The sequence below is a fragment of the Streptomyces sp. NPDC051578 genome (assembly GCF_044454045.1).
Lineage (GTDB): Bacteria > Actinomycetota > Actinomycetes > Streptomycetales > Streptomycetaceae > Streptomyces.
In genome coordinates this window covers 397,198-417,456 of record NZ_JBITDH010000005.1, presented here as the reverse complement: position 1 = coordinate 417,456, position 20,259 = coordinate 397,198, and the positions used below count along the sequence as shown (strand labels likewise).

The 20,259-nt window shown below is 71.8% G+C and carries 18 protein-coding genes; 8 read left to right on the top strand and 10 right to left on the bottom strand.

The genetic code is table 11. The features are described from left to right. The first annotated feature begins 67 nt into the window (after positions 1 to 67). The 4 genes from ACIA6C_RS23575 to ACIA6C_RS23560 all read left to right on the top strand — a co-directional run bounded on the left by ACIA6C_RS23575 (position 68) and on the right by ACIA6C_RS23560 (position 3,084). Positions 68 to 1,330: an MFS transporter gene (locus ACIA6C_RS23575; protein WP_399278654.1), complete on the top strand. Its 1,263-nt coding sequence runs from the start codon at positions 68 to 70 to the stop codon at positions 1,328 to 1,330. A 13-nt stretch (positions 1,331 to 1,343) separates the two neighbouring features. Continuing rightward, entirely contained in the window at positions 1,344 to 2,069 is a 726-nt protein-coding gene (locus ACIA6C_RS23570) for a 4'-phosphopantetheinyl transferase superfamily protein (RefSeq protein WP_361132108.1), read from the top strand. 88 nt (positions 2,070 to 2,157) lie between these two features. Next, a complete protein-coding gene (locus ACIA6C_RS23565) occupies positions 2,158 to 2,631 on the top strand; it encodes an SMI1/KNR4 family protein (RefSeq protein WP_399278651.1) in 474 nt (157 codons plus the stop codon). Between the two features lie 135 nt (positions 2,632 to 2,766). Next, positions 2,767 to 3,084 (top strand): hypothetical protein, encoded by a 318-nt coding sequence (locus ACIA6C_RS23560; protein WP_361132114.1) that lies wholly within the window; start codon positions 2,767 to 2,769, stop codon positions 3,082 to 3,084. A gap of 34 nt (positions 3,085 to 3,118) precedes the next feature. Here ACIA6C_RS23560 and ACIA6C_RS23555 read toward each other — a convergent pair whose 3' ends face one another. The 8 genes from ACIA6C_RS23555 to ACIA6C_RS23520 all read right to left on the bottom strand — a co-directional run bounded on the left by ACIA6C_RS23555 (position 3,119) and on the right by ACIA6C_RS23520 (position 12,167). Then, positions 3,119 to 4,084 carry an NADP-dependent oxidoreductase gene (locus ACIA6C_RS23555; RefSeq protein ID WP_366083572.1) on the bottom strand — a complete coding sequence of 322 codons (966 nt, stop codon included), beginning with the start codon at positions 4,082 to 4,084 and terminating at the stop codon, positions 3,119 to 3,121. A 232-nt stretch (positions 4,085 to 4,316) separates the two neighbouring features. Then, positions 4,317 to 4,532, bottom strand: coding sequence for a hypothetical protein (locus ACIA6C_RS23550; RefSeq protein ID WP_361132120.1), 216 nt, complete (start codon positions 4,530 to 4,532; stop codon positions 4,317 to 4,319). A gap of 141 nt (positions 4,533 to 4,673) precedes the next feature. Further along, positions 4,674 to 6,656, bottom strand: a complete 1,983-nt coding sequence (locus ACIA6C_RS23545) for an amino acid transporter (RefSeq protein WP_399278649.1) — start codon at positions 6,654 to 6,656, stop codon at positions 4,674 to 4,676. A 186-nt stretch (positions 6,657 to 6,842) separates the two neighbouring features. Further along, positions 6,843 to 7,793, bottom strand: coding sequence for a RimK family alpha-L-glutamate ligase (locus tag ACIA6C_RS23540; protein ID WP_399278647.1), 951 nt, complete (start codon positions 7,791 to 7,793; stop codon positions 6,843 to 6,845). A gap of 24 nt (positions 7,794 to 7,817) precedes the next feature. Then, on the bottom strand, positions 7,818 to 8,234 hold the full coding sequence (panD, locus tag ACIA6C_RS23535) for an aspartate 1-decarboxylase (protein WP_399278645.1): 417 nt from the start codon (positions 8,232 to 8,234) through the stop codon (positions 7,818 to 7,820). Between the two features lie 41 nt (positions 8,235 to 8,275). Then, on the bottom strand, positions 8,276 to 9,625 hold the full coding sequence (locus tag ACIA6C_RS23530; protein ID WP_399278643.1) for a hypothetical protein: 1,350 nt from the start codon (positions 9,623 to 9,625) through the stop codon (positions 8,276 to 8,278). Continuing rightward, positions 9,622 to 10,764, bottom strand: coding sequence for a hypothetical protein (locus ACIA6C_RS23525; protein WP_399278641.1), 1,143 nt, complete (start codon positions 10,762 to 10,764; stop codon positions 9,622 to 9,624). Before ACIA6C_RS23525 ends, ACIA6C_RS23530 begins: the two co-directional genes overlap by 4 nt. A 47-nt stretch (positions 10,765 to 10,811) precedes the next feature. Then, entirely contained in the window at positions 10,812 to 12,167 is a 1,356-nt protein-coding gene (locus ACIA6C_RS23520) for a DUF6002 family protein (RefSeq protein ID WP_399278639.1), read from the bottom strand. Between the two features lie 239 nt (positions 12,168 to 12,406). On the opposite strand from ACIA6C_RS23520, the gene ACIA6C_RS23515 reads away from it, so the two are divergent. The 4 genes from ACIA6C_RS23515 (at position 12,407) to ACIA6C_RS23500 (ending at position 18,065) form a co-directional block, all read left to right on the top strand. Next, positions 12,407 to 14,860: a HelD family protein gene (locus ACIA6C_RS23515; protein WP_399278637.1), complete on the top strand. Its 2,454-nt coding sequence runs from the start codon at positions 12,407 to 12,409 to the stop codon at positions 14,858 to 14,860. A 31-nt stretch (positions 14,861 to 14,891) separates the two neighbouring features. Next, positions 14,892 to 16,172 (top strand): MFS transporter, encoded by a 1,281-nt coding sequence (locus ACIA6C_RS23510; RefSeq protein WP_399278635.1) that lies wholly within the window; start codon positions 14,892 to 14,894, stop codon positions 16,170 to 16,172. 288 nt (positions 16,173 to 16,460) lie between these two features. Beyond that, a complete protein-coding gene (locus ACIA6C_RS23505; protein WP_399278633.1) occupies positions 16,461 to 16,667 on the top strand; it encodes a hypothetical protein in 207 nt (68 codons plus the stop codon). A 99-nt stretch (positions 16,668 to 16,766) separates the two neighbouring features. Beyond that, the gene (locus tag ACIA6C_RS23500; protein ID WP_399278631.1) at positions 16,767 to 18,065 is read left to right on the top strand and encodes a helix-turn-helix domain-containing protein; all 1,299 of its coding nucleotides are present in this window, start codon (positions 16,767 to 16,769) and stop codon (positions 18,063 to 18,065) included. Between the two features lie 94 nt (positions 18,066 to 18,159). Here the strand turns inward: ACIA6C_RS23500 and ACIA6C_RS23495 are convergent, their stop codons facing one another. Further along, complete coding sequence (locus tag ACIA6C_RS23495; protein ID WP_399278629.1) at positions 18,160 to 19,002, bottom strand: phytanoyl-CoA dioxygenase family protein; 843 nt, start codon at positions 19,000 to 19,002, stop codon at positions 18,160 to 18,162. Between the two features lie 99 nt (positions 19,003 to 19,101). Continuing rightward, positions 19,102 to 20,241 carry a glycine amidinotransferase gene (locus ACIA6C_RS23490; RefSeq protein WP_399278627.1) on the bottom strand — a complete coding sequence of 380 codons (1,140 nt, stop codon included), beginning with the start codon at positions 20,239 to 20,241 and terminating at the stop codon, positions 19,102 to 19,104. Positions 20,242 to 20,259 lie beyond the last annotated feature (18 nt).

Here is a 20,259-nt window from a genome sequence, read left to right as displayed (position 1 = left end):
GCAGTCCCGTACCGCAGTCCCTCCGTCCCGTACCGCTCACCCGCCCCTCACCCAGAACAGGTTCACCATGGAAACCCCCGTACAGACGCCCACCGCGGCCCCCACGGTCCAGTGGGGCCGTGTGAGCTCCCTGGTCGGTGGCCAGGCCGCCGTCCAACTCGGCAGCTTCGCCCTGCTCATCGCCATGAACTGGACCGCCGTCCAGCTGGGCGGCACCGGTGCGGTCACCCTGCTGACCCTGGCCGCCACCGTCCCCCGGGCGCTGATGCTGATCTTCGGCGGGGCGGTGGCCGACACCCTCGGCCCGCGCTTCGTCCTGTTGCGGACCACCTCCGCCCGAGTCGCGGTGCTCGGCGCCGGGGCGGTGGTCACCGCGACGACCCACCAGCTGTGGCCGCTGGTGGTGATCGCCCTCGTCGAGGGGATCCTGCTGGGCCTCGCCGGTCCGGCCTCCGGGGTGCTGCTGCCGATGTTCGCCCGGGGTGAGCAGCTCGCCCGGGCCAACTCCCTCTACTCCATGGTGCTGCGGGTCGCGCCGATCCTCGGGGCCCCGGCCGGCGCGTTCCTGATCACCGTCGGGGAACTGTGGCTGGCGATGCTCGTCGGGGCCGTCACCGGCGCGATCTGGCTCGGCTGCCTGCTGCACGTCACGCACGGCTTCGTCCGGCCCGCGCCCGAGCCCGGGGTGTCCCTGGTCAAGCGCTCCGGGGACGGCTTCCGGCTGCTGGCCCGGCACCCCAGGCTGCGCTGGATGTTCGTGGCCGCTCTGTGCCTGGACATGGCGTTCAGCTGGCCGGCCGAGGTCGCGCTGCCGCTGCTGGTCTCCGAACGCGGCTGGGGGGTCGGCGCGGTGGGTGTGGTCCTGGCGGCGTTCAGCGTGGGCGCCCTCGGCTCCAGCGCGGTGGGCGCGGCCATGGCACACCGGATCCCGATGTTCGTGCGGCTCGTCGTCACCGGTGCGGGACTGGCCGCCGGGATCCTGGTGATGGCCCTCATGCCGTCCGTGGCCTCCCTCACCGCGGTCGCCGCCGGGGTCGGCCTGCTGTCCGGCCTGAACGGGCCGGCCATCGTCACGCTGTACCAGCAGTCGGCCCCCGAGGAACGGATGGGCGCCGCGATGTCGACGCTCTCCCTCTCCGGGATCGGCACTGCCCCGATCTCCATCGCCGTGTTCAGCTCGCTGTCCCTGGCCCTCGGCGTGCAGACCACCTGGCTGCTGTGCGGGGCCATCGCGTTCGTCTCGCCGCTCGCGGCCGTCATGGCGCTGCGGCACCCCGCGAAGGAGGAGGAGCCCGCCCCGGTGGAGCTCCCCGTCCCCGCGGCCGTATAGGGAGGTGGCTGCGATGAGTGAGCTGCAATCGGGCACTGCTCGACTTCTCGTACCGACGCCGCTGTCGGGTCCCGGGCCGGGGGCGGCCCAGGCCGTCCTGGTGGCGGCGAGTCCGCAGCTGTGGCTCGTGGACACCACCGCCTACCGGGTGCACGCGGCCCGGCACGCACCCGGCACCCTGGACGCGCAGGAACTGGCCCGCGCGGCGGAGTTCGTCCGGGCCGCGGACCGCGACAGCTACGTGTGCGCCCATGTGGCGCTGCGCCGGCTGCTCGGCGCCTACCTGGGCATGCCGGCGCGCGAGGTGGTCGTGGAAAGGGCGCCCTGCACGCACTGCGACGAGCCGCACGGGCGGCCCGTGCTGCCGGGCGGGGCCCTGCACTTCTCCCTCTCGCACTGCACCGGGATCAGCCTGCTGGCCTTCGCGACCGCCCCGGTCGGGGTGGACGTGGAGGAGCTGGTCCTGCCGCAGTCGATCGCGGAGACGGCCGACGTCCTGCACCCCAGGGAGGCGGCCGAGCTGGCCGCCCTCCCGGCGGGGGACCGCTCGCTGGCCTTCACCCGGGTGTGGACCCGCAAGGAGGCCTACCTCAAGGGGCTCGGGGTGGGCCTGTCGGAGAACCCGGCGGCGGACTACGTGGGCACGGGCCCCGTCCCGGCCCGCATGCCGGGGTGGTCCCTGACCGACGCCCTGGTCCCGGAGGGCCACTGCGCGGCGGTGGCCCTGCGCGACCCGTGAGGGCCACCGTCCCTGTCGGGGCGGTGGTTACCCTGCACGGACGACGACGCCTGACGACGACCGCGGTCTCCCGCCCGCCCTCGCCGAGGTGGCGGCGACGGAGTTCGGCCACGACGAGGGCAACGGGATCGACTTCGAGCCCTACGCCGCCTTCGACTCCGCGGAAGAGACCACCGACTGGCTGCGGAGCCGGACGGGCAACCCCGGCCTGGACGGCGGCGCGTACCGCGTCTTCGGCCAGGACGGCACGGGCGGGCCGGCCCTGTGGTGCGTGCGCCCCGGGCACCCCCTCGTCGAGCAGCCCGTGGTGTTCATGGGGTCGGAGGGGGCCTGCGGTGTCGTGGCCGGGAGCCTGTCCGACTTCCCGTGGGTGCCGGCGGACGGCATCGGGCCGATGGAGGCGGTGGAGTACGACGACCTCGCGGGCCGTCCGGACCCGGTCCTCGCCGAACTCGCCGAGCGGCACGCGACCACGCCGCGCCGGCTGGCCCGCGAGATCGTGCTCGGCGCGAGGGCCGAGTTCCCGGGGTACGTCCGGGACGTCGAGGCCCTCTGCCGCTGAGCGGTCCGGCGAAGCGGCGTCGGCCCGGCGTGGTCGCGTGCCGTTCGGCGTGGTCGCGTCGGCCGGTGTGGTCGCGTCGGCCCGGCGATCCCGGGGCGGGCGTGTCCGGTGGGCCGGTGAATCGTTTTCGCAGGCATGACGACGACGCACTCCACGCCCACCACCTCGGCGCGGCACCGGGCTGCGGACGACGGCGTCCGCAGTTTGTTCGTGCCCCGCCAGCCGTCGCACGCCGCCGGGTCCGCACCGCTGTTCGACGAACTGGCCCGGGAGTGGGCGGCCCGCGGGGCCACCGTGCCCAACCGGCCGGATCCGACGTGGCTGCGGCTGGTGTCCTGGGAGCACTTCCAGCGGGAGACCGCGGCCACGGTGCGCGACCTGCACCTGCGCGGCCCCGAACCGGCGCCCGGGCCCGCCGCCGCGGACGGCCGCCCCCGCTGGCGGCGGGTGTGAGCACAGGCCGGGCCGGCGGCGGCCGGACGCCGCCTCACTCCTCGGTGGTGACGGTGATCTTGCCCCGTACGTGACCGGCGGTGGAGGCGGCGTAGACCTCGCCCATGGCGGAGAACGGGTACGTGGTCGTCTCGGGGACCCGGAGCCGGCCGGAGGTCACGAGCCGGGCGAGTTCCTCCATGTCCGAGACGGTGGCGTCGTAGTTGAAGTTGACGCCGCGCACGCCCCGGGCCGCCAGGGCGTCGGGGTCGGCGGCGAAGAGCGTGCTGGCCAGCCGCCCGCCGTCGCGCAGCAGTGGCGCGATCCGGCCGGCCACCAGGTCCCGGCCGTCCACCAGGTCGAGTGCGGCGTCGACACCGCCGGGATGACCCGCGCGGACGGCGTCGGCGACGTCGGCGGTGCGGTAGTCGACGACCTCGGCGGCGCCGAGGCCGCGGACGTAGTCGTGGTCCCGGCCGGCGGCGACCGCGACCACCCGCGCCCCGCGGGCCGCGGCCAGCTGCACGACGTAGGAGCCGACACCGCCGGCCGCCCCGACCACGAGCAGGGATTCACCCTCCCGGGGGTCCAGCCAACGGGTGAGCGCGAGCGCGGTCCCGCCGGTCATGGGGAGGGCCGCCGCCGAGAGGACGTCCAGGTCCTCGGGGCGCTCCGCCAGGGCGGCGGTCTCGATGGACGCGGTCATGTACGGGGCGTACGAGCCGTACGGGTGCTGCGCGATGGTCGCGGGGCGGCGCATGCCGAAGACCTCCGCGCCGACCTGGAACCCGGCGCCGTCCCCGGCGGCGGTCACCTGGCCGGCCACGTCGAAGCCGAGGACCAGGGGGAAGGCGAAGGTGACGCCCGGGCGGGCGAGTTGACCGTCGGCGATCTTCCAGTCGATGGGGTTGACCGAAGCGGCCCGCACCTTGATCAGCACCTCGCCGGGGCCCGGCTCCGGCGCGGGTACCTCCCGCAGGGCGGGCGGCTCACCGAAGGCTTCGACGGCGAATGCGTACATGAGGGGTTCCTCCCGGGGTCAGGACGCCACTGGCGGTCGGCCCGGCCGCCCGCCGCCGGATCCATTCCACCCCGGGGTGCGCAAGCACCCGCATGCCGCCGGTCGGGTCACCCGCCCGGCTCCGGTGCCGGCCCCGGGCCGGATCCGTGTTCCCGGCGGTCCGTCCCCGTCTCCGTCGCCGCAGAGGGGAGCCGTGCCGCCCCGGGCGGGGCGGCACGGCCCTTGACGGTCGTCAGGCGAGGGCAGCGGCGTCGAGCCTGCCCGCCTTCGCGTCCTCGATCAGGGAGCCGAACTGGTCCGCGCTCATCTCCACGCGCTGACCGAAGTCGTCGGTGATGACGATGCGCCGCTCCGCGGGCGCCGACTCGTCGACGAACAACTGCGGGCAGCCGCAGTCGCACTTGCCGCAGAACGTCGCCACGGGTTCCAGCGAGTTGAAATCGGTCACGATCCCTTCCTCTCACATCCCGTCCGTGGATCGGCCTCCCGCCCCCGGACGTAAGGGACATGCCCCCGCGACGGCGTCCGCAAGCGCCGAGTGGCCCCCGGCGTGCACCCGTGCGGCCCCCCGGCCGGCCGGGCCGGTTCCTCAGTCGCCGACGTGGATGCCCGGGCGCCGTTCCGGACGCGGCTCGTGCTTGCGGATGATCTCGCGGGTGACGGGGGCGGTGTCGCCCCTGCCGAGCAGGAAGTAACGGAACATGTGCCGCAGCGGGCTGCCCTCCGCCCAGGCGAAGTAGCAGTGCGGCCTGACTCCCGTCGTGTCGCGCAGGGCGAGGAGGATCGCCGCGATGGCGTTCGGCGCGGCGGGCGCCTCGGCTCGCAGGATCCGGTACCCGTCGACCTCGACACCGCGGACGGTGAGGGTCTCGCTGAAGTCGGAGGGGTCCACGACGTCGATCTCCAGGAAGATGACGTCGGCCGGTCCGGGGACCGGGTTGGTGCCGCGCTGTTCGCGTTCCTTGCCCGCGTACTCCGCCCCGTCCCCCGCCTCCCGGCGGTTGGCGATGATGTTGATGGCGTTGTCGTGGGCGAGGGTGTCGGTGATGAACCGGCGGGCGGCTTCGTCGAAGACGATCCGGTCGGCCCGCAGTTCGGTGGTGCGCGAGACGCGGGAGATCAGGGACACGACGACGATGCCGGCGATGAACATCCCCGAGATGGTGATGCCGTCGGGCTTGTCGACGATGTTGGCGACCAGTGCGTAGAGCAGGACGGCGGTCAGGACCGCGAAGCCCGCGGTCGTGGCGCGCTGGCGGCGGCGCAGCGCCGAGACGGTGACGGCGAAGGCGCCGGAGACCATCATGGCGAGGATGCCGGTGGCGTAAGCACCGGCCTGGGCGTTGACGTCGGCGTCGAAGGCGATGGTGATGCCGACGCACAGGACGGTGTAGACGAGTACCACCGGCCGCACCGCGCGTCCCCATTCGGGGGCCATCCCGTAGTCGGGCAGGTAGCGGGGCACGATGTTGATCAGCCCCGCCATGGCCGAGGCACCCGCGAACCACAGGATCAGGATGGTGCTGATGTCGTAGACGGTGCCGAAGGCCTCTCCGACGTGTTCGTGGGCGAGCCAGGCCAGCGCACGGCCGTTCGCCGCGCCGCCGGCCTCGAACTCCTTGTGCGGGATGAGGACCGTGGTGACGAAGCTGGCGGCCAGCAGGTAGACGCTCATCACGAGCGCGGCGGTGGTCAGGAGCTTGCGGGTGTTGCGGATCCGGGACTGCAGGCGCTCCTCGGGCTCCGCGCCCTCGGCGGCGACGAGCGGCATCATGCTCACCCCGGTCTCGAACCCGGACAGGCCGAGGACGAGCAGGGGGAAGGCCAGCAGTGCCGGGCCGACCAGGTCGCCGAAGCCGCCTCCGCCCGCGACGAGGGCGTCCGTCCAGGACGACCAGGCTCCGGGGGTGGTGAACACGTCGAACGCACCGACGCCGATGGTCACCGCGTTGAGGAGCAGGAAGACGGCGACCAAGGGGATGGCCACGCTGACGGCTTCGCTGAACCCGAGCAGGAACACGCCGCCGAGCAGCAGCAGCATTGCGACCGTGATGGCCACCTCGTGGCCGTGCAGGGCTTGCGGGAAGAACGGGTTCTCGACGACGTGCACGGAGGCGTCGGCCGCCGACAGGGTGATGGTGATGACCCACGAGGTCGCGACGAAGCCGAGCAGGACCAGCACGAACAACTTGCCCCGCCAGAAGGGCAGCAGGTCCTCCAGCATGGCCACCGAGCCCGCGCCGTGAGGGCTCTCGCGGGTCACGCGCCGGTACATCGGCAGCATGCCGAGGAGGGTCAGCACGACGATCACCAGCGTGGCCAGCGGGGAGACGGCACCGGCCGCGAGCGCGGCGATCGCCGGTACGTAGGCCAGGCTGGAGAAGTAGTCGACGCCGGTCAGGCACATCACCTTCCACCAGGCGTGCGGCTCGTTGTGCCCCTCGCCGGACGCCGGCCCGACCGGCTGTACCCGGTGCCGCAGCAGCCACTGCGCCAGGCCTCCGCTCGGCTGCGGACGCAGAGCAGGGCTGTCCACCTCTTCCGGTACGGCCAGTTCGTTCGTGTCCTTCATGTCCCCCATCAACCTTCCGGCCCGGAGCGCCGGGCATGCCCTCCGCCGCGGCCATGCCCGCGACGACGATCACCGAGTATGCGGCCTGCCGCCCGCGAGGTCCCGACCGGGGGCGCCGGCGCCCCTCGCGGGCCGGTGTCACGGCGCACGCGCCCCCTGCCGGACGGCTCCGCCCGGGGCGCGGGCTCAGGCGGCCGCGGCCGCCTTGCGGGCGATCCAGCCGAAGAAGGCGTCCGCGACCTGGGTCCGCTCGGGTTCCGGCATCATCGTGAAGCCGCCGTGCGCGGTGCTCCACTCGTTCAGCACCGGGCCCTCGTCGGTCATCAGCCAGTCGACGCACATCCACTCGGCCGACAGGCTGCCGGCTATGCGTTCGCAGTGCCCGGCGACCAGCTCGTGGTCCTCGTTCACCTCGATGGAGCCGCCCTGGCTGACGCTGGCGAGGTAGCCGTCCTTGCGCGGCCTCCTGGTGAGCGAGCAGACGACCTTGCCATCCGCCACGTAGACCCGCATGTCGCCGTGGTGGGCGAGGTAGGGCTGGATGACGTATCCGGCGTCGCTCTGGGCGACGATGTCGATGGCCGCCGCGAGCTGTTGGTCGGAGTCCGCGCGCAGGACGCCGGTACCGCCGGACAGTTCACGGGGCTTGACCACGAACCGCTCCGTCCCGAGGGCCTCCCGGGCTTCGCCTATGGCGCGCCTCGCGTACTTGCCGGGGGGCACGCCCACCGTGGCGATGGTCGGGACGCCGAGGGCGGCCGCGTGCTGGATCAGCGCGAGCTTGTCCCGCTCAAGGTAGTCCGGGCCCGTGAAGGACCGGTTCAGCAGCACCGAATCGCTGGCCGCGATGGTGCGGTAGATGGCCCGCAGCGCGTGCGTGCCCTGGGCGTCCGTGCTCATGTCCTCGACGATGTAGCACTGCCGCTGTTCCAGCAGGTCTTTGCCGCGGTGGCGCAGCGCGGGCTTCCCGACGCAGGACGGGATCAGTTCCGTCGCACTGATCACCCGGAAGTCGAAGCCGCGGGGGGCTCCCAGCGCCGAGTACCTGCGGGTGATGCTCTCCTCGAACGCGTCCACCTCTCCCGGGTCGTAGTCCTCCGAGTGGTAGATCCAGGTGATCAGCTGGTTCTCGCTCATCCTGTTCACGCTTCCTGGTCGTCGTCAGCGGGTGAGCTGGTCGCCGCGCTCCAGGCCGTAACCGGCCGGGACGTCCGCGGGGTCGGTTCCCTCGGTGAGCACCTTGTTGTCGTGGTCGACGAAGACGACGCGCGGCTTGAGCTCGCGGGCCTCGTCGTCGGTGACGGAGGCGTAGGCGATGAGGATGACGAGGTCGCCGGGGCTGATGAGACGGGCCGCGGCGCCGTTGATGCCTATGACGCCCGAGTCGCGGGGGCCTTCGATGACGTAGGTGGAGAGGCGGGCGCCGTTGTCGATGTCGACGATGTCGACCCTCTCCCCCGGCAGCAGGTCCGCCGCCTCCAGCAGGTCGGCGCTGACGGTCACCGAGCCGACGTAGTGCAGGTCAGCCTGGGTGACGGTGGCACGGTGGATCTTGGACTTCATCATGGTGCGGTGCACGGGGTGTCTCCTTGGGATGTCGGGGTGGGGGGTGGCGGCGGTCAACGCACCGCGAAGGCGACGTTCGAAAGGGCGCCGGTGCCGTGGACGCTGACGATTCCCCGGTCCTGGGGAGGGAGGTAGCGCACCATGCAGCCGGCGTCCTGCCCGTCGAAGAGGAAGGGGCTGAACACGGGGATGATCTCGGCCTCGTAGGTGTCGGCGCCGGATCCGTCGCCGGAAGCGGAGCCGGTGAACTCCATCAGGTACGGCGCGGGTTCCACGTACTCCTGCACGATGTGGTCTTCGGCGGCCACCGCCGCCGCCACCGCACGGCGCCACTCCTCCTGCGGGCAGTGGCGTCCGACGAGGACCTGCTGGCCGCTCATGCCGATGGCCGGCTTGAGTACGAACTCCTCGGGCGAGGAGAGCAGGAGTTCGGGGAGCGGCCACGTGGTTCCGCGCCATGAGACGCCGCGCTCACCGGTCACCCGCGTCCAGGGCAGGTAGCGTTCGACGTCGTCCCGGTCCTGGGCGGTCATCCACGGCAGGCCCTCCGAGATCCAGCCGAGCACCTTCTTGTTGGCGATCAGGTAGGCCGTCTGGCTGGCGATCAGCTTGCAGCCGGCGTCGAGGGCGGCGCGCACCGGGGCGAAGTCGATGCCGTGCTCGCGCCACTCCAGTACGGTGAAGTGACGCAGACCCAGCTGGAAGCGGGGGTTGCCCGGCAGCCCGAGCCCGTCGGCCAGTTCCTCGGGCTCGAAGAACTCGGCGTCCACGCCGCGGCGGCGCAGCGACTCCGCTTGGAGTTCGAAGTAGCGGCTGGGCCGCCCTCCGAGGTCCCGCAGGGTGCCGACGATCGCGACGGCCGGCTTCACCTCCAGGTCGCGGACGGCGCGCAGGAAGAGGTCGTCGCGGACGGTGAGCGGGTCGACGGCCTTGAAGGGCGCACGGTCGGCTCCGCCGAACGCCGCCGTCCATGCTGCCGAGTGCAGCGAGGTGTCCACCACGCCACCGATCCCCGAGCCGATGTTGAACTCGACGAACTTCGGGCCGGTCGCACCCACCATGACGTCGGGCCGCGCGATGCAGGTGGCGTACGCCTCCTCCGCCGGGTCGTCCATGAAGAGCGGGTACATCGCCTCGTCGGCGCCGAGCGCCGCGATGCGGCCGGCCGCGGTGGGCGCGGACTCCAGGAGCGCCCGGCGCAGCAGCCGCAGCAGGGACCGGCCCGCCGTGAACAGTTCGTCGTAGGAGGAAGCGGGCAGGAAGACCGGGCGCATCGAGACGCCCGACGGGACGACGTGGGCGTACTCCCCCTCGTCCAGCCGGAGCAGTTCCCGGCGCACCGTCGTCAGGTCGAGCCGCGTGCCGAGGGGCGGGGCCTCGGCTCCGTACCACGGGGCGCTCATACGCGTGCCTTCCGGTCGGAGGTGCTGGGGACGGAGGCGAGGAAGGAGTCCAGGTCGATGTGCCTGATCCCGCTCACCCCCGGGGAGTTCGCCGAGTAGTCCAGACGCGCGGGACGCTCGGCGTCGTGGAAGTAGACGGCCTCCAGGCGGCCGTCGCCGCTCTCGGCGAGCATCGGGTTGGCCACCAGGTAGTCGCGGACCTCGGGGGTGTCGCGGCGTACGTGGAACCAGAGCCGCTTGCTGCCGAAGTGGTTCGGGGGAAGGACGACGCGCGTGCCGAACCGCCGCTTCCACTGGTAGGTGCCCTTGCTGAGGAAGGGTTCCGTGCCCTGGAAGTCGAGCCGCCGCACCCCGTTTTCGGCGCACCAGCCGATCAGGAAGTGGTAGATGGCCTTGAAGGCGCCGCTGTCGAGGTGCTGCTGCGCTCCGTCCAGTACGCCGAGCAGGCGCAGGGTCAGGGTTCCCGAGCGCCTGTCCCAGTGGCACAGCGCTCCGCCGACGCGTTCCGCGTCCTGGGAGAGGACGAACATGCGGCCGCGCCGGAAGAGGGCCTCGTAGGAGACCTCCTTGCTCTCGGTGCGCTCGCGCGTGCCATGGCGCTTTTGCATGGTGGCGCGGTAGACACGGTCGTAGAAGACGTCGAACCACTCGGGGCTGCGCTCCTCGGCCCAGGTCCAGGCGTGCCGGCGCAGGCCACTGCGGAACTGCGCGCGCTCGCGCTTGGAGATCTGCGGGGCCGCCGCAGGGGCGCCGGAGCCGTCGTGGTGGTCGAAGTCGATGACGAAGTGCACCCGCATGGGGACGATCAACGACGCCGTGGCGGGCAGCTTGCGCGCCCTGGCGGCGCTGGTGCCGACGATGGCGATGTCCGCGTCCGCGAACCGCGAGGGTTCGCGCAGCTGCGAGCCCCGGACCGTGGTCGTGGTGCGCTGCGCGGACCGGCCCTCGCCCTCCCGGCGCAGTTCGGTGAACTCCAGCGTGTAGGCGATGCCTTCGGCCAGACCGGAGTAGCTGACGGACATCCCGCCGAGGTCCGAGCTGACGCTCGGGAAGACGGCGGCGTCCCGGGTGTCCCAGGCGGTGCGCGCGGAGGTGAGCAGGCGGTTCCCGCTGTTGCGCCAGTGGTAGGCCGCGTGCATCCAGAGCCTCCGGGGCAGTGGGGAGCGCGCGGCGGCGTCCGGGCGGGTCACAGGACCGTCGCGTCGAGCACCACGTGTCGCAGCGACTCGGCGTCCTGGACCGCGTGCAGATCGCGCAGGGTGAGGGGGTCGAAGTCGCCTGCGGAGTAGCTCCCGGAGCCGTGGACGAGTATGTCGTCCTCCGTGACCAGTCCGCGGTCGACCGCGTTGAGGACGCCGACGACGGCCATGGTGAGGGACCATTCCCGCACCGCGGTCGGGTTGGCGGGCAGTTGGACGCCCGCCGCGCCGAGCAGGGTCCGGGCCTGTCCGTAGCGCTGGAGGCACTCGGCGAGGGAGACGACGATGCCGCCGCCGCCCTGCCGGCCGATCAGTTCGTTCATCCGGGCCGAGGTGGGCGGGTTGCGCGTGTAGAAGGTCGGGTCGAGCGTCTCGTACGGGTCGAAGGTGACGGCCGGGAAGTGCGGGTCCTGCTCCTGTACGTACATGCCGTCCTGCGGGCGGTGGACGTACGCGGGCCGATGGGCCTCGTCGACGGTTCCGTCGTTGTACAGGCTCAGCACCATGTCGGGCGCCCCGAGGTGCTGCACCAGGAAGTAGCGCGAGGGCAGTGAGCGCGCGCGGTCGGCCTCGGGGAGGATGCTCCGCCCGTAGGCGTGCCCGAGGAGGCCGTAGGCGCTCGACACGGCGTGGGCGTGCAGGCGGGGGCGGTCGGCGGCCGGGGGGAAGTGCTCGGCCTCGGCGAAGGCCCGGACCACGTCCGCAGCGAGGTAGTTCTCCAGTTGCAGCGTGTACCAGAGGTGGGTCTTGCGCTCCGTCTCCATCAACTCGCGGTCGTTGTCCACCAGGCCGCGGGCGATGGTCTTCACCGTGCCGGGCTGCTCGCCCCGGTACACGCAGACGGGGTTGCGGTCGCGCAGCAGCGGGTCGGTGAACAGCTCCGAGCTGCGCAGCTTGGCGACCGAGCGCTCGGGGACGACCACGACGACGTTGAGCTGTTCGGCGGTGACCAGACCGGTGTTGACGGCGCGCAGTACGGCGTCGCGCATGGCCGTGGCCTTGTTGGCCGACGACGGTGTGACTATGGTGATGCGTTCACCGGTGTCCTGGATGTATCTGACGGCTCGTGCGACGATGATGAGCGACGCGAAGGTCTTCGTCGTCAGGGTCGCCGGGTTCCCCGTCAGGTCGAGCAGCGACAGGCTCTTGCCGCGGTAGTCCCCCATCGGCGCGTGCCTCACACCGGACACCGAAAGGTACTCCCGCATCGCCGGAGTCAGTTCGGGAAGTTCGACGCCCGGGGTGAAATCACCGCTCCCGGTGTTTTCCCCGCGGCCGAGCAGGTCCCTCAGCGCGGCGCGGATCTCCTCGTAGTAGGTGACAAGGGCGCTTTCCAGAATCACGTTCCATCCCCTTCGATTCATCTTCTACCGGCGCCGAGTGAACCGTCCGCATATCCGGTGTCCACATTTCCGGCGGAAGTCCGCACCGGAGCAGGAGGGACGCTATCCGGCGTCCCACGGACCAGAAAGGAAGTGGCCATTTGTTGCCAGGCGACCATCGCGGCGACGTGCGCGAGGAGAATCAAGACCGGAGGAACCCGTCCCTCCGCAGTCCCCGGTACCCAGGATGTGGAGCAGATGTGACCGCCGTACCGCCAGTGGAGTCCGACGGCTGCGAACTCGATCGCGAACAGTCGTTCCTGGACGTGCTCCACGCCCGGGTCGACGCCCGCCGGGCGGAGCTGGGGGACCGGCTCGCCGAGACGCTCGCCCAGGGGGGCGCGGGGACGGCCCAGTCCCGGATCGAGCGGCAGAGCACGGTGGAGCAGCTGAACCGGCAGCTGACCTCACTCGACGCGGCGGAGAACCGGCTCTGCTTCGGCCGGCTCGACCTGAGCGACGGGGAACGCCGCTACTTGGGCCGCATCGGCGTGCGCGGAGAGCGGCCGGAGGACGACCCGCTGCTCATCGACTGGCGCGCCCCCGCCTCCCGGCCGTTCTACACCGCTACCCCGGCCGCCCCGCAGGGGGTGCTGCGACGGCGGCACCTGCACACCAAGGACCGCACCGTGACCCGGCTCGACGACGAGCTGCTGGACGCCTCCGCCCCGGGTGCCGCGGGCGTCGAACTGACTGGTGAGGCGGCCCTGCTGGCGGTGCTGGCCGCGGACCGCACCGGCCGGATGCGCGACATCGTGGCGACCTTGCAGGCCGAACAGGACCGGATCATCCGCTCCCCGCACTCCGGCGTGCTGGTGGTGCAGGGCGGTCCCGGAACCGGCAAGACCGTGGTCGCCCTGCACCGGGCGGCGTACCTGCTGTACACGGCCCCGCGCCTGAACGACCGCGGTGTCCTGGTGGTCGGCCCCAGCACGGTCTTCCGCAGCTACATCAGCCAGGTGCTGCCGGGTCTCGGCGAGACCAGCGTGCTGCTGCGCGCGGTGGGCGAGCTGTATCCAGGTGTGACCGCCACCGCGGTCGAGTGCGAAGCCGCGGCCGAGCTCAAGGGCCGGCCGGAGATGGCGCGGATGCTGGAGGCCGCGGTCCGCGCCCGGCAGGCCGAGGTGGCAGCCCCGGTACGGGCCCGGCTGGGCGGGGAAGTCCTGACGCTCGGGCGGCGCTGGCTCCGGGAAACGGCCGACGCCGCACGCAGCACGCGGCTGCCGCACAACCTGGCCAGGCCCGCCTTCTGCCGAGCGGTGATCGCCGAGGTGGCCCGGCGGCTGGCGAAGGTCATCGCCGACATCGAGGAGCGCTTCGAGGAGGACCTGTCCGACCGGATCGACTCCGCCGGGCTCGATCGTGCCGTGGCCGGCGACCTGGCCTCCGTCTTCGGCCCGCACGCGCCACAAGTGGACCTCGCGCAGCAGGCGCTGGACGAGCTGGCCGATGCGGAGCAGCACTGGCTGGCCGAGCTGCCGGGGGATCCCGGCATGCTGCGCCTGCTGGAGCGGCTGTGGCCGGTGATCACGCCGGAGCGGTTGCTGGAGGAGCTCTACGCGGACGAGGAGGCACTGGGCGCGGCGGCGCCGTGGCTGCGGCCCGAGGAGCGGGCGCTGCTGTCGCGCCGGCCCGCGAGCCCGTGGACACCTGCCGACGTGCCGCTGCTGGACGAGGCCGCGGAACTGCTCGGCTTCGACCACGGCGCCGCACTGGACCGGCTGGCCGGCGAACGGGCCGAGGAGGTCGAGTACGCGCAAGGGGTGATCGACATCGCACGCGGTTCCCGGGCCGTGGAGGACGAGGCGGGGGACGGCGCGGAGAGGCTCACGGTGGCGGACCTGGTGGACGCCGGGCGGCTGGCCGCGGGCTATCGGGAGGCGGCGGTCACGACGGTCGCGGAGCGGGCGGCGGGTGACCGTTCCTGGGCCTTCGGCCACGTGATCGTCGACGAGGCGCAGGAACTGTCGGCGATGGCGTGGCGGTTGCTGGTGCGCCGGTGTCCGTCACGTTCGTTCACCGTGGTCGGCGATGTGGCGCAGACCGGGGACGCCGCCGGTTCGGTGTCGTGGCGCGAGGCCCTCCAGCCGCACTTCGGCGACCGATGGCGGTTCGAGCGGCTGAGCGTCAACTACCGTACTCCTGCCGAGATCGTGTCCGCAGCCGATGACGTCCTGGCGGCGATCCACCCCGAGCTGGAGGGCGCGCGGGCGGTGCGCACGGCCGGCGAGGAACCGTGGCGCGAGCAGGTGTCCCCCGGTGCCCTGGCGGCCCGCGTGGCCGAACTCGCCGGCCGGGAGGCTTCGGCCGTCGGCTCGGGGCGGTTCGCGGTGATCGTGCCGGCCGGGGACCTGGAGCGGCTGGCGGCGGCGGTGTGCAAGACCGTTCCCGACGCCTCCTGGGGGCCCGAGCCGGACCTGGACCGGCGGACGGTGGTGCTCGGCCCGCGTCAGGCCAAGGGGCTGGAGTTCGATTCGGTCCTGCTGGTCGATCCGCAGGGAATGCTGGACGCGTCGGCACGCGGTCCGGGCGACTTGTACGTGGCGCTCACGAGGGCGACCCGGCGGCTGTGCGTGGTGCATCCCGGTGCAATCCCCGCCGTCCTCGCGCGGCTGCCCGAAAGGAAATCAGAATCCGTTCCGGGCGTGGGTTGACCCGTCTGTCGAGGTCTGCCTATAAACCACTATGTCTTCGAGTGCAGAGCAGCAGACCATCGACGATCCCGCGAATTCGACCCCACAACCCCTCAGGAAACTGAGGGGTTTCCGCTTCTTCTTCCTTTCCCGGACGATCTCCGGACTGGGCTCGGCCGTCACCACGGTCGTGCTCCCCGTCCTCACGTACCAGCAGACGCGGTCCCCGCTGCTGGTGTCTCTGGTCGCGGCCGCGGGAACCCTGCCGTACCTGCTGTTCGGGCTGGTGGCCGGGGTCGTGGCCGACCGGGTCGACCGCCGCCGGCTCATGGTGGCCGCCGACACTCTGAACGCCCTCTGTCTGGCGACCATCCCGGTGGCCGCCGCCCTCGGGGTGCTGACGGGCGCCCAGGTGATCGTCGTGGCGCTGCTGTCGTCCAGCCTGGCGCTGTTCTTCGACGCGGGGGTGTACGGGTTCGTCCCGGAGACGGTGGGCAAGGAGAACCTCGCCCAGGCCAACGGCCTGATCTACGGCGCGGAGTCCATCGTGCGGATCACCGGCACCGCGGTCGCCGGCGGCCTGATGGTCTTGTTGAGCCCGGCGGATTCCGTCGTGGTCGACGCCGTCTCCTTCATCGCCTCCGCGATCCTCGTCCGGGCCGTCGCCCGCAAGCCCCGCAGTGGCGCTCCGGCCGCGCGCCGCCCCGGTTTCAAGGAGTCCGTCAGTGAGGGGTTGCGGTTCCTGTGGGGGCACCCGGTGCTGCGCACCATGACCGTGGTCGGCACGCTGCAGTCCTTCGCCGGCGGGGCGATCGTCGGCCAGATGGTCGTCTACGCCGACCGCGGGCTCGGGATCCACGGCTCGGACGCGCGGATCGGATTCCTCTACGCGGCGTGGAGCGCCGGCGGGATCGGCGGGTCGCTGCTCCTGCCCCGGATCCGGCGACGGCTCGACGCCTTCCGGATCCTCCTGCTGGCGCTGCCGGCGGGTTCGCTGCTCGGTCTGGTGGTGGTGTTCTCCCACGACTGGCGGGTCGCCGTGGTGGCCCTCGCGGTATGGGGATCGGCCTACCTGGTGGTGCTCGTCAACACGATGACCTACTCCCAGGAGGTCACGCCGACGGAGCTGCAGGGCCGGGTGAACACCACGCGCCGGATGCTCTCCTCGGGCCTGGGGGTCCCGCTGGGAGCGCTGGTGGCCAGCGCGGTGACCGTGCGCTTCGGGATCCACGCCGGGATGTCGACGGCGGTCGCCTCGGTCGCCGTGGCCGCGGCGCTGGTCTGGTCGGTCCATGTACGTCAGCTCGTCCGGGAGCCCGCGCGGCGCGGCTGAAACAGCTTCCGCATCCCGCCGCCCAAGTTGGCAAGATCCGGCCTATAGCGGGCTCGCAGGGGTCGCGGTCCGACCTCGCCTCATCGTCCACTCCGCAGCAAAACCCCAGCTCGGAGGGGTCCACAGGGACCCTGCCGATATTGCCGGACCTTGTCTAGCTATTGCCAAAGAAGATGACGGGATTCTATGGTCGTCCTGCGCCCACAAGGTTCGACCGTGCGCGACCTTCCGATGGATGCAGCCATGTCCATCGAGGTGGACTGTCCGCATACGCGAAGGAAATACACTGTGAAGATCACCCAGATCGCCGCCGCCGGAACAGCCGGACTCGCCGCAGCCGCCGCCTCGGCCCTGCTGCTGCTCGGTGGCGGCACGGCCGCGGCGGCCCAGGCGCCGGCGCCGACCGAGAAGGTGGTCGTCACGGCTGCCATAGACTGGCCCGCGGCTTCCGCAGGCTCCTCGACCGAGGCTTCACCGGTCATCGACTGGCCGTAGCGCGGGGCAGGAGCTGCTGACTCCGACTCACGTCGGCAGTGAGTTGCCAAATTTGGGCAAGGCTTGACCAACCTTGGCCCGAGGTGGAATCATGAGGGGGTGGGCCGTTTTGGTCCACCCCCTCCTGGCGCTGGACGCCAGGTGTTGGACACTCGGTTGATCTCCACACAGGAGCGGACTTTGCTGGAGCAGCCAGGATTCGGCCGTCGCTTGCGGCAACTGCGGCAGCAGCAGGGCAAATCGCAAGCCGATCTGACAGGCCCGGGCATGTCCGCGACGTACCTCTCGCGTCTTGAGTCCGGCGCACGCAGGCCCACCGACCGGGCCGTCGCCTACCTCTCGGAAAAGCTCGGCGTCCCGCTGCGCACCCTCGCGGAGCAGCCCGAGGACAGCCTGGCGGACGTGGTGGCCACCATCGCCTCCCTCTCCGAGCGCGAACTCGACGCCGAGACCGGTCGGATCCTCTCCGAAGCCCTGCGCAGCGACCCGGGCTCGGACCCCATGACCCGCTGGCACGGACTGACCCAGCTCGGGCGCGTGTACGAGGTCGTGGGCGATTCCCCGGCGCAGCGCGACGCCCTGACCGAGCTCACCGCGCTCGGCGAGGAGCTGGGCCGCCCCGCGCTCCAGGTCCGCGCCCGGATCTGGATGGCCCGCTGCGCCCGTGACGTCGGTGACGCGGGCGCCGCCCGGCAAGCGGTGCGCGAAGCACTCGCCCTGAGCGAGCAGCACCACTTGCGCATCTCCGCCTCCGACCGCGTCCGCAGCAAGCTCGTCCTCGTCTCGGCCGAAGCCGAACTGGGCGACCTGGCCGAAGCGGCCCGGCTCAGCGACGAGGTCTGCGAGGCGCTGGAATCCACGCGCGGGACGCTGGCGGCCGAGGCGTACTGGACGGCGGCCACCGTCAGCACGCGCCAGGGGAACCATCCGCGGGCGCTCGCACGCCTGATGGAGGCCCTGGCCGCCATCGACAGCCGCGACGACCTCATGCTGTGGATCAGGCTGCGGCTGGCCGCCGCGTCCCTGTCCATCCAGGCCATGCCGGCCCGGCTCGACGACGCCCAGTCCTACCTGGACAGCGTCGAGCCCGCGCTGGAACTCACCGGAACGGCCCGCCACCTCCAGGAGCTGCTGTTCCTGAAAGCCAAGCTGGCGTTCCACCAGGGCGACATCGATCGGGCCACCGAACTGGCCGCCCGGGCCAAGGAGGGCGCCTCCCTCCTGTCGTACCGGGACCAGGTCCGCTACGAAGTGCTGGAAGGCCTCCTCGCCATGTACGCCGGCGACCCCGACGCCCGGCGCCGCCTCACCGACCTCGCGGCGAAGGTGCAGACGGCCAACATGCCGGACCTCGCCGCCGAGGTCTGGCGGACGGTCGCCGAGAACAGCGGGCGGTAGGAAGCCTCCCTCCGGGAGCACACCGCAGAACGCCTCCAGGGCCCGGCTCCTCGCCGGGCCCTGGAGGCGTTCTGCGGTGTGCGGCGCGGCCGGTTCAGACCGGTTCGGATGCGGGCAGCAAGCCCAGCCGCTCGTCGTGGAGGGCGGTGATCGGCGTGGTGTCCCGGCCGACGAGGAAGGCCGGCCGGGTGGGGTTGGCGGGGGCGTTGGCGACCGCGTTGTAGGTGATCAGCAGGAGGGCTCGCCGGTCGGCGGAGCGGTTGTTCGACGAGGAGTGCACGATGCTCGGGTGGAAGGCGTGCAGTGAGCCCGCCGCGCCCAGGATCGTCGACGTGCCGTTCTGGGCGATCAGCCGGTCCGCCCGGTCGGCGCCGACCGTGTAGGCGAGGTCGTTGGACACGTGCCGGCGCCAGTCCGAGGCGGAGTCCGCCGACTTGTCGGGCAGGTCGAACAGGCCCATGGTGTGCGAACCGGGGATCACGACCAGGGGGCCGTTCTCCTCGTGCACGTCGTCCAGCGGGATCGCGAAGTTCACCGCGTCGGGACGCGGCATCGCGTCCTCCTCGCTCCAGAACGCGTAGTCCTGGTGCCACGGCCAGGCCGCTCCCTCACGGGCCTGCTTGAGGTTGACCTTGAACTGGTACACGTAGACCGGGCCGCCGATCAGCGTCTCGGCCAGTTCCACGAGCACCGGGTGGCGCACGAGCGCCGCGCACACGTCGTCGAACTCGTGGCAGCCGTGGATGGCCCGGACGACGTCGCTGTCCTTCTCGTGCACCACCTCGGGCCGGCGCCGGGCGCTGATGTCCGCCACCCGCCGGCGCAGCAGCTCGACCGACTCGCCGTCGAACCGGTAGGGCAGGGCGCAGGAACCGTCCCGCTCGTAGGCGGATATCAGCTCGGACCGGGTCCCGCCTATGACGGTGGACGTAGACATGAACATGCTCCTCGTTCTTCTTTTCGCTGTACGGGTGCTGCGGGCGGCCGTGCGGAGCCACCGGTGCGGGGGCGAGGCCGCGGACGGGCAGCCTGGGCGTCAGCCGAGGTAGTCCTCGGCGCCGCCGGCGCGGACCGTGTCGAGGGTGAAGCAGTGGAAGCCGCCGCCGAAGAGCCTGCGGTGCCGGTGGCGGACCGGGACGACCGTGAACTTGTGGTCTTCCAACGTGCGGATGAGCGTCTTGCACGCGTCGTTGACCATGACGGTCGACTCGTCGACCGACAGCAGGTTCAGGTCGATGTAGGGGCTCGGCGGAATGGGGTCGCCGCCCTCGTACTGCGGGTAGTCCTCCAGCGCCGGCGTGGGCGCCACGATGACGTCCCAGTTGCGCAGCCCCTCGGGGAGGTAGTCGCGGACCCCCTCCGAGCGCAGCAGCAAGGTGCCCGGTCGCAGGGCGACGATGACGCTGTCGATGTGGCTCTGTGTGAGCTTGTGCATGCGGTGGATGCGGAAGCGGCCTTCGAGGTGCCGTTCCAGCCAGTCGACGGCCAGCGCGTGGTTGGCGTTGGAGATGTTGACGATCACGTCGCGTCCGAAGCGCAGGGCGTTCGCCCCGTCGATCAGCATCTCCAGGCCGACGTCGTACGGGGAGGGCCGGGGTTCGAGCGGCACTTCCACGTTGGGGGCGGCGGTGGCCACGTTCCCGGGGTCGAAGGAGTTGTCGGTCATGACGGGGCGGGGCATGGTGGTCCAGCGCGCGCCCCGGAGGAAGTAGTCCTGGAAGATCTGGGAGAGGAACTTCGTCTCGAAGTAGCGTGCCCGGAGCATCGGAGGGGTCTCGATGATCTCGTCGCCGAGGATCAGCGTGTTGTCGCGGACGTTGAGCGGCGGCGTGACGGGCGCGGACCAGAACGGGGTGGTCACGCCCCGGTCGAACTTCTCCGGCGCGAGCGGCCGGTGCACCGTGATGCCGAGCGACCGCAGGGTGTCGGCCATCCCTTCGACGTCCTCGACGAGTTCGTCGGCCAGGCGCTGGCGGAAGGCAACGCGCTCCGGTGACTCCGTGGTCGCGCCGTCCTCGGAGACCCGGATGCTCGGGTAGTAGCCCCGGGCGCCGGTGAGGTTGTCGCTGATGAACATGTCGAAGGTGAGGTCGCGCACGCGCTGGGCGTAGTTGTCGGCGGAGCCGACGATGACCTCCTTGAGCGAAGACCATTCGTCGTAGCTGTTGAGCTTCATGGGGGGTCCTTCGGTGGG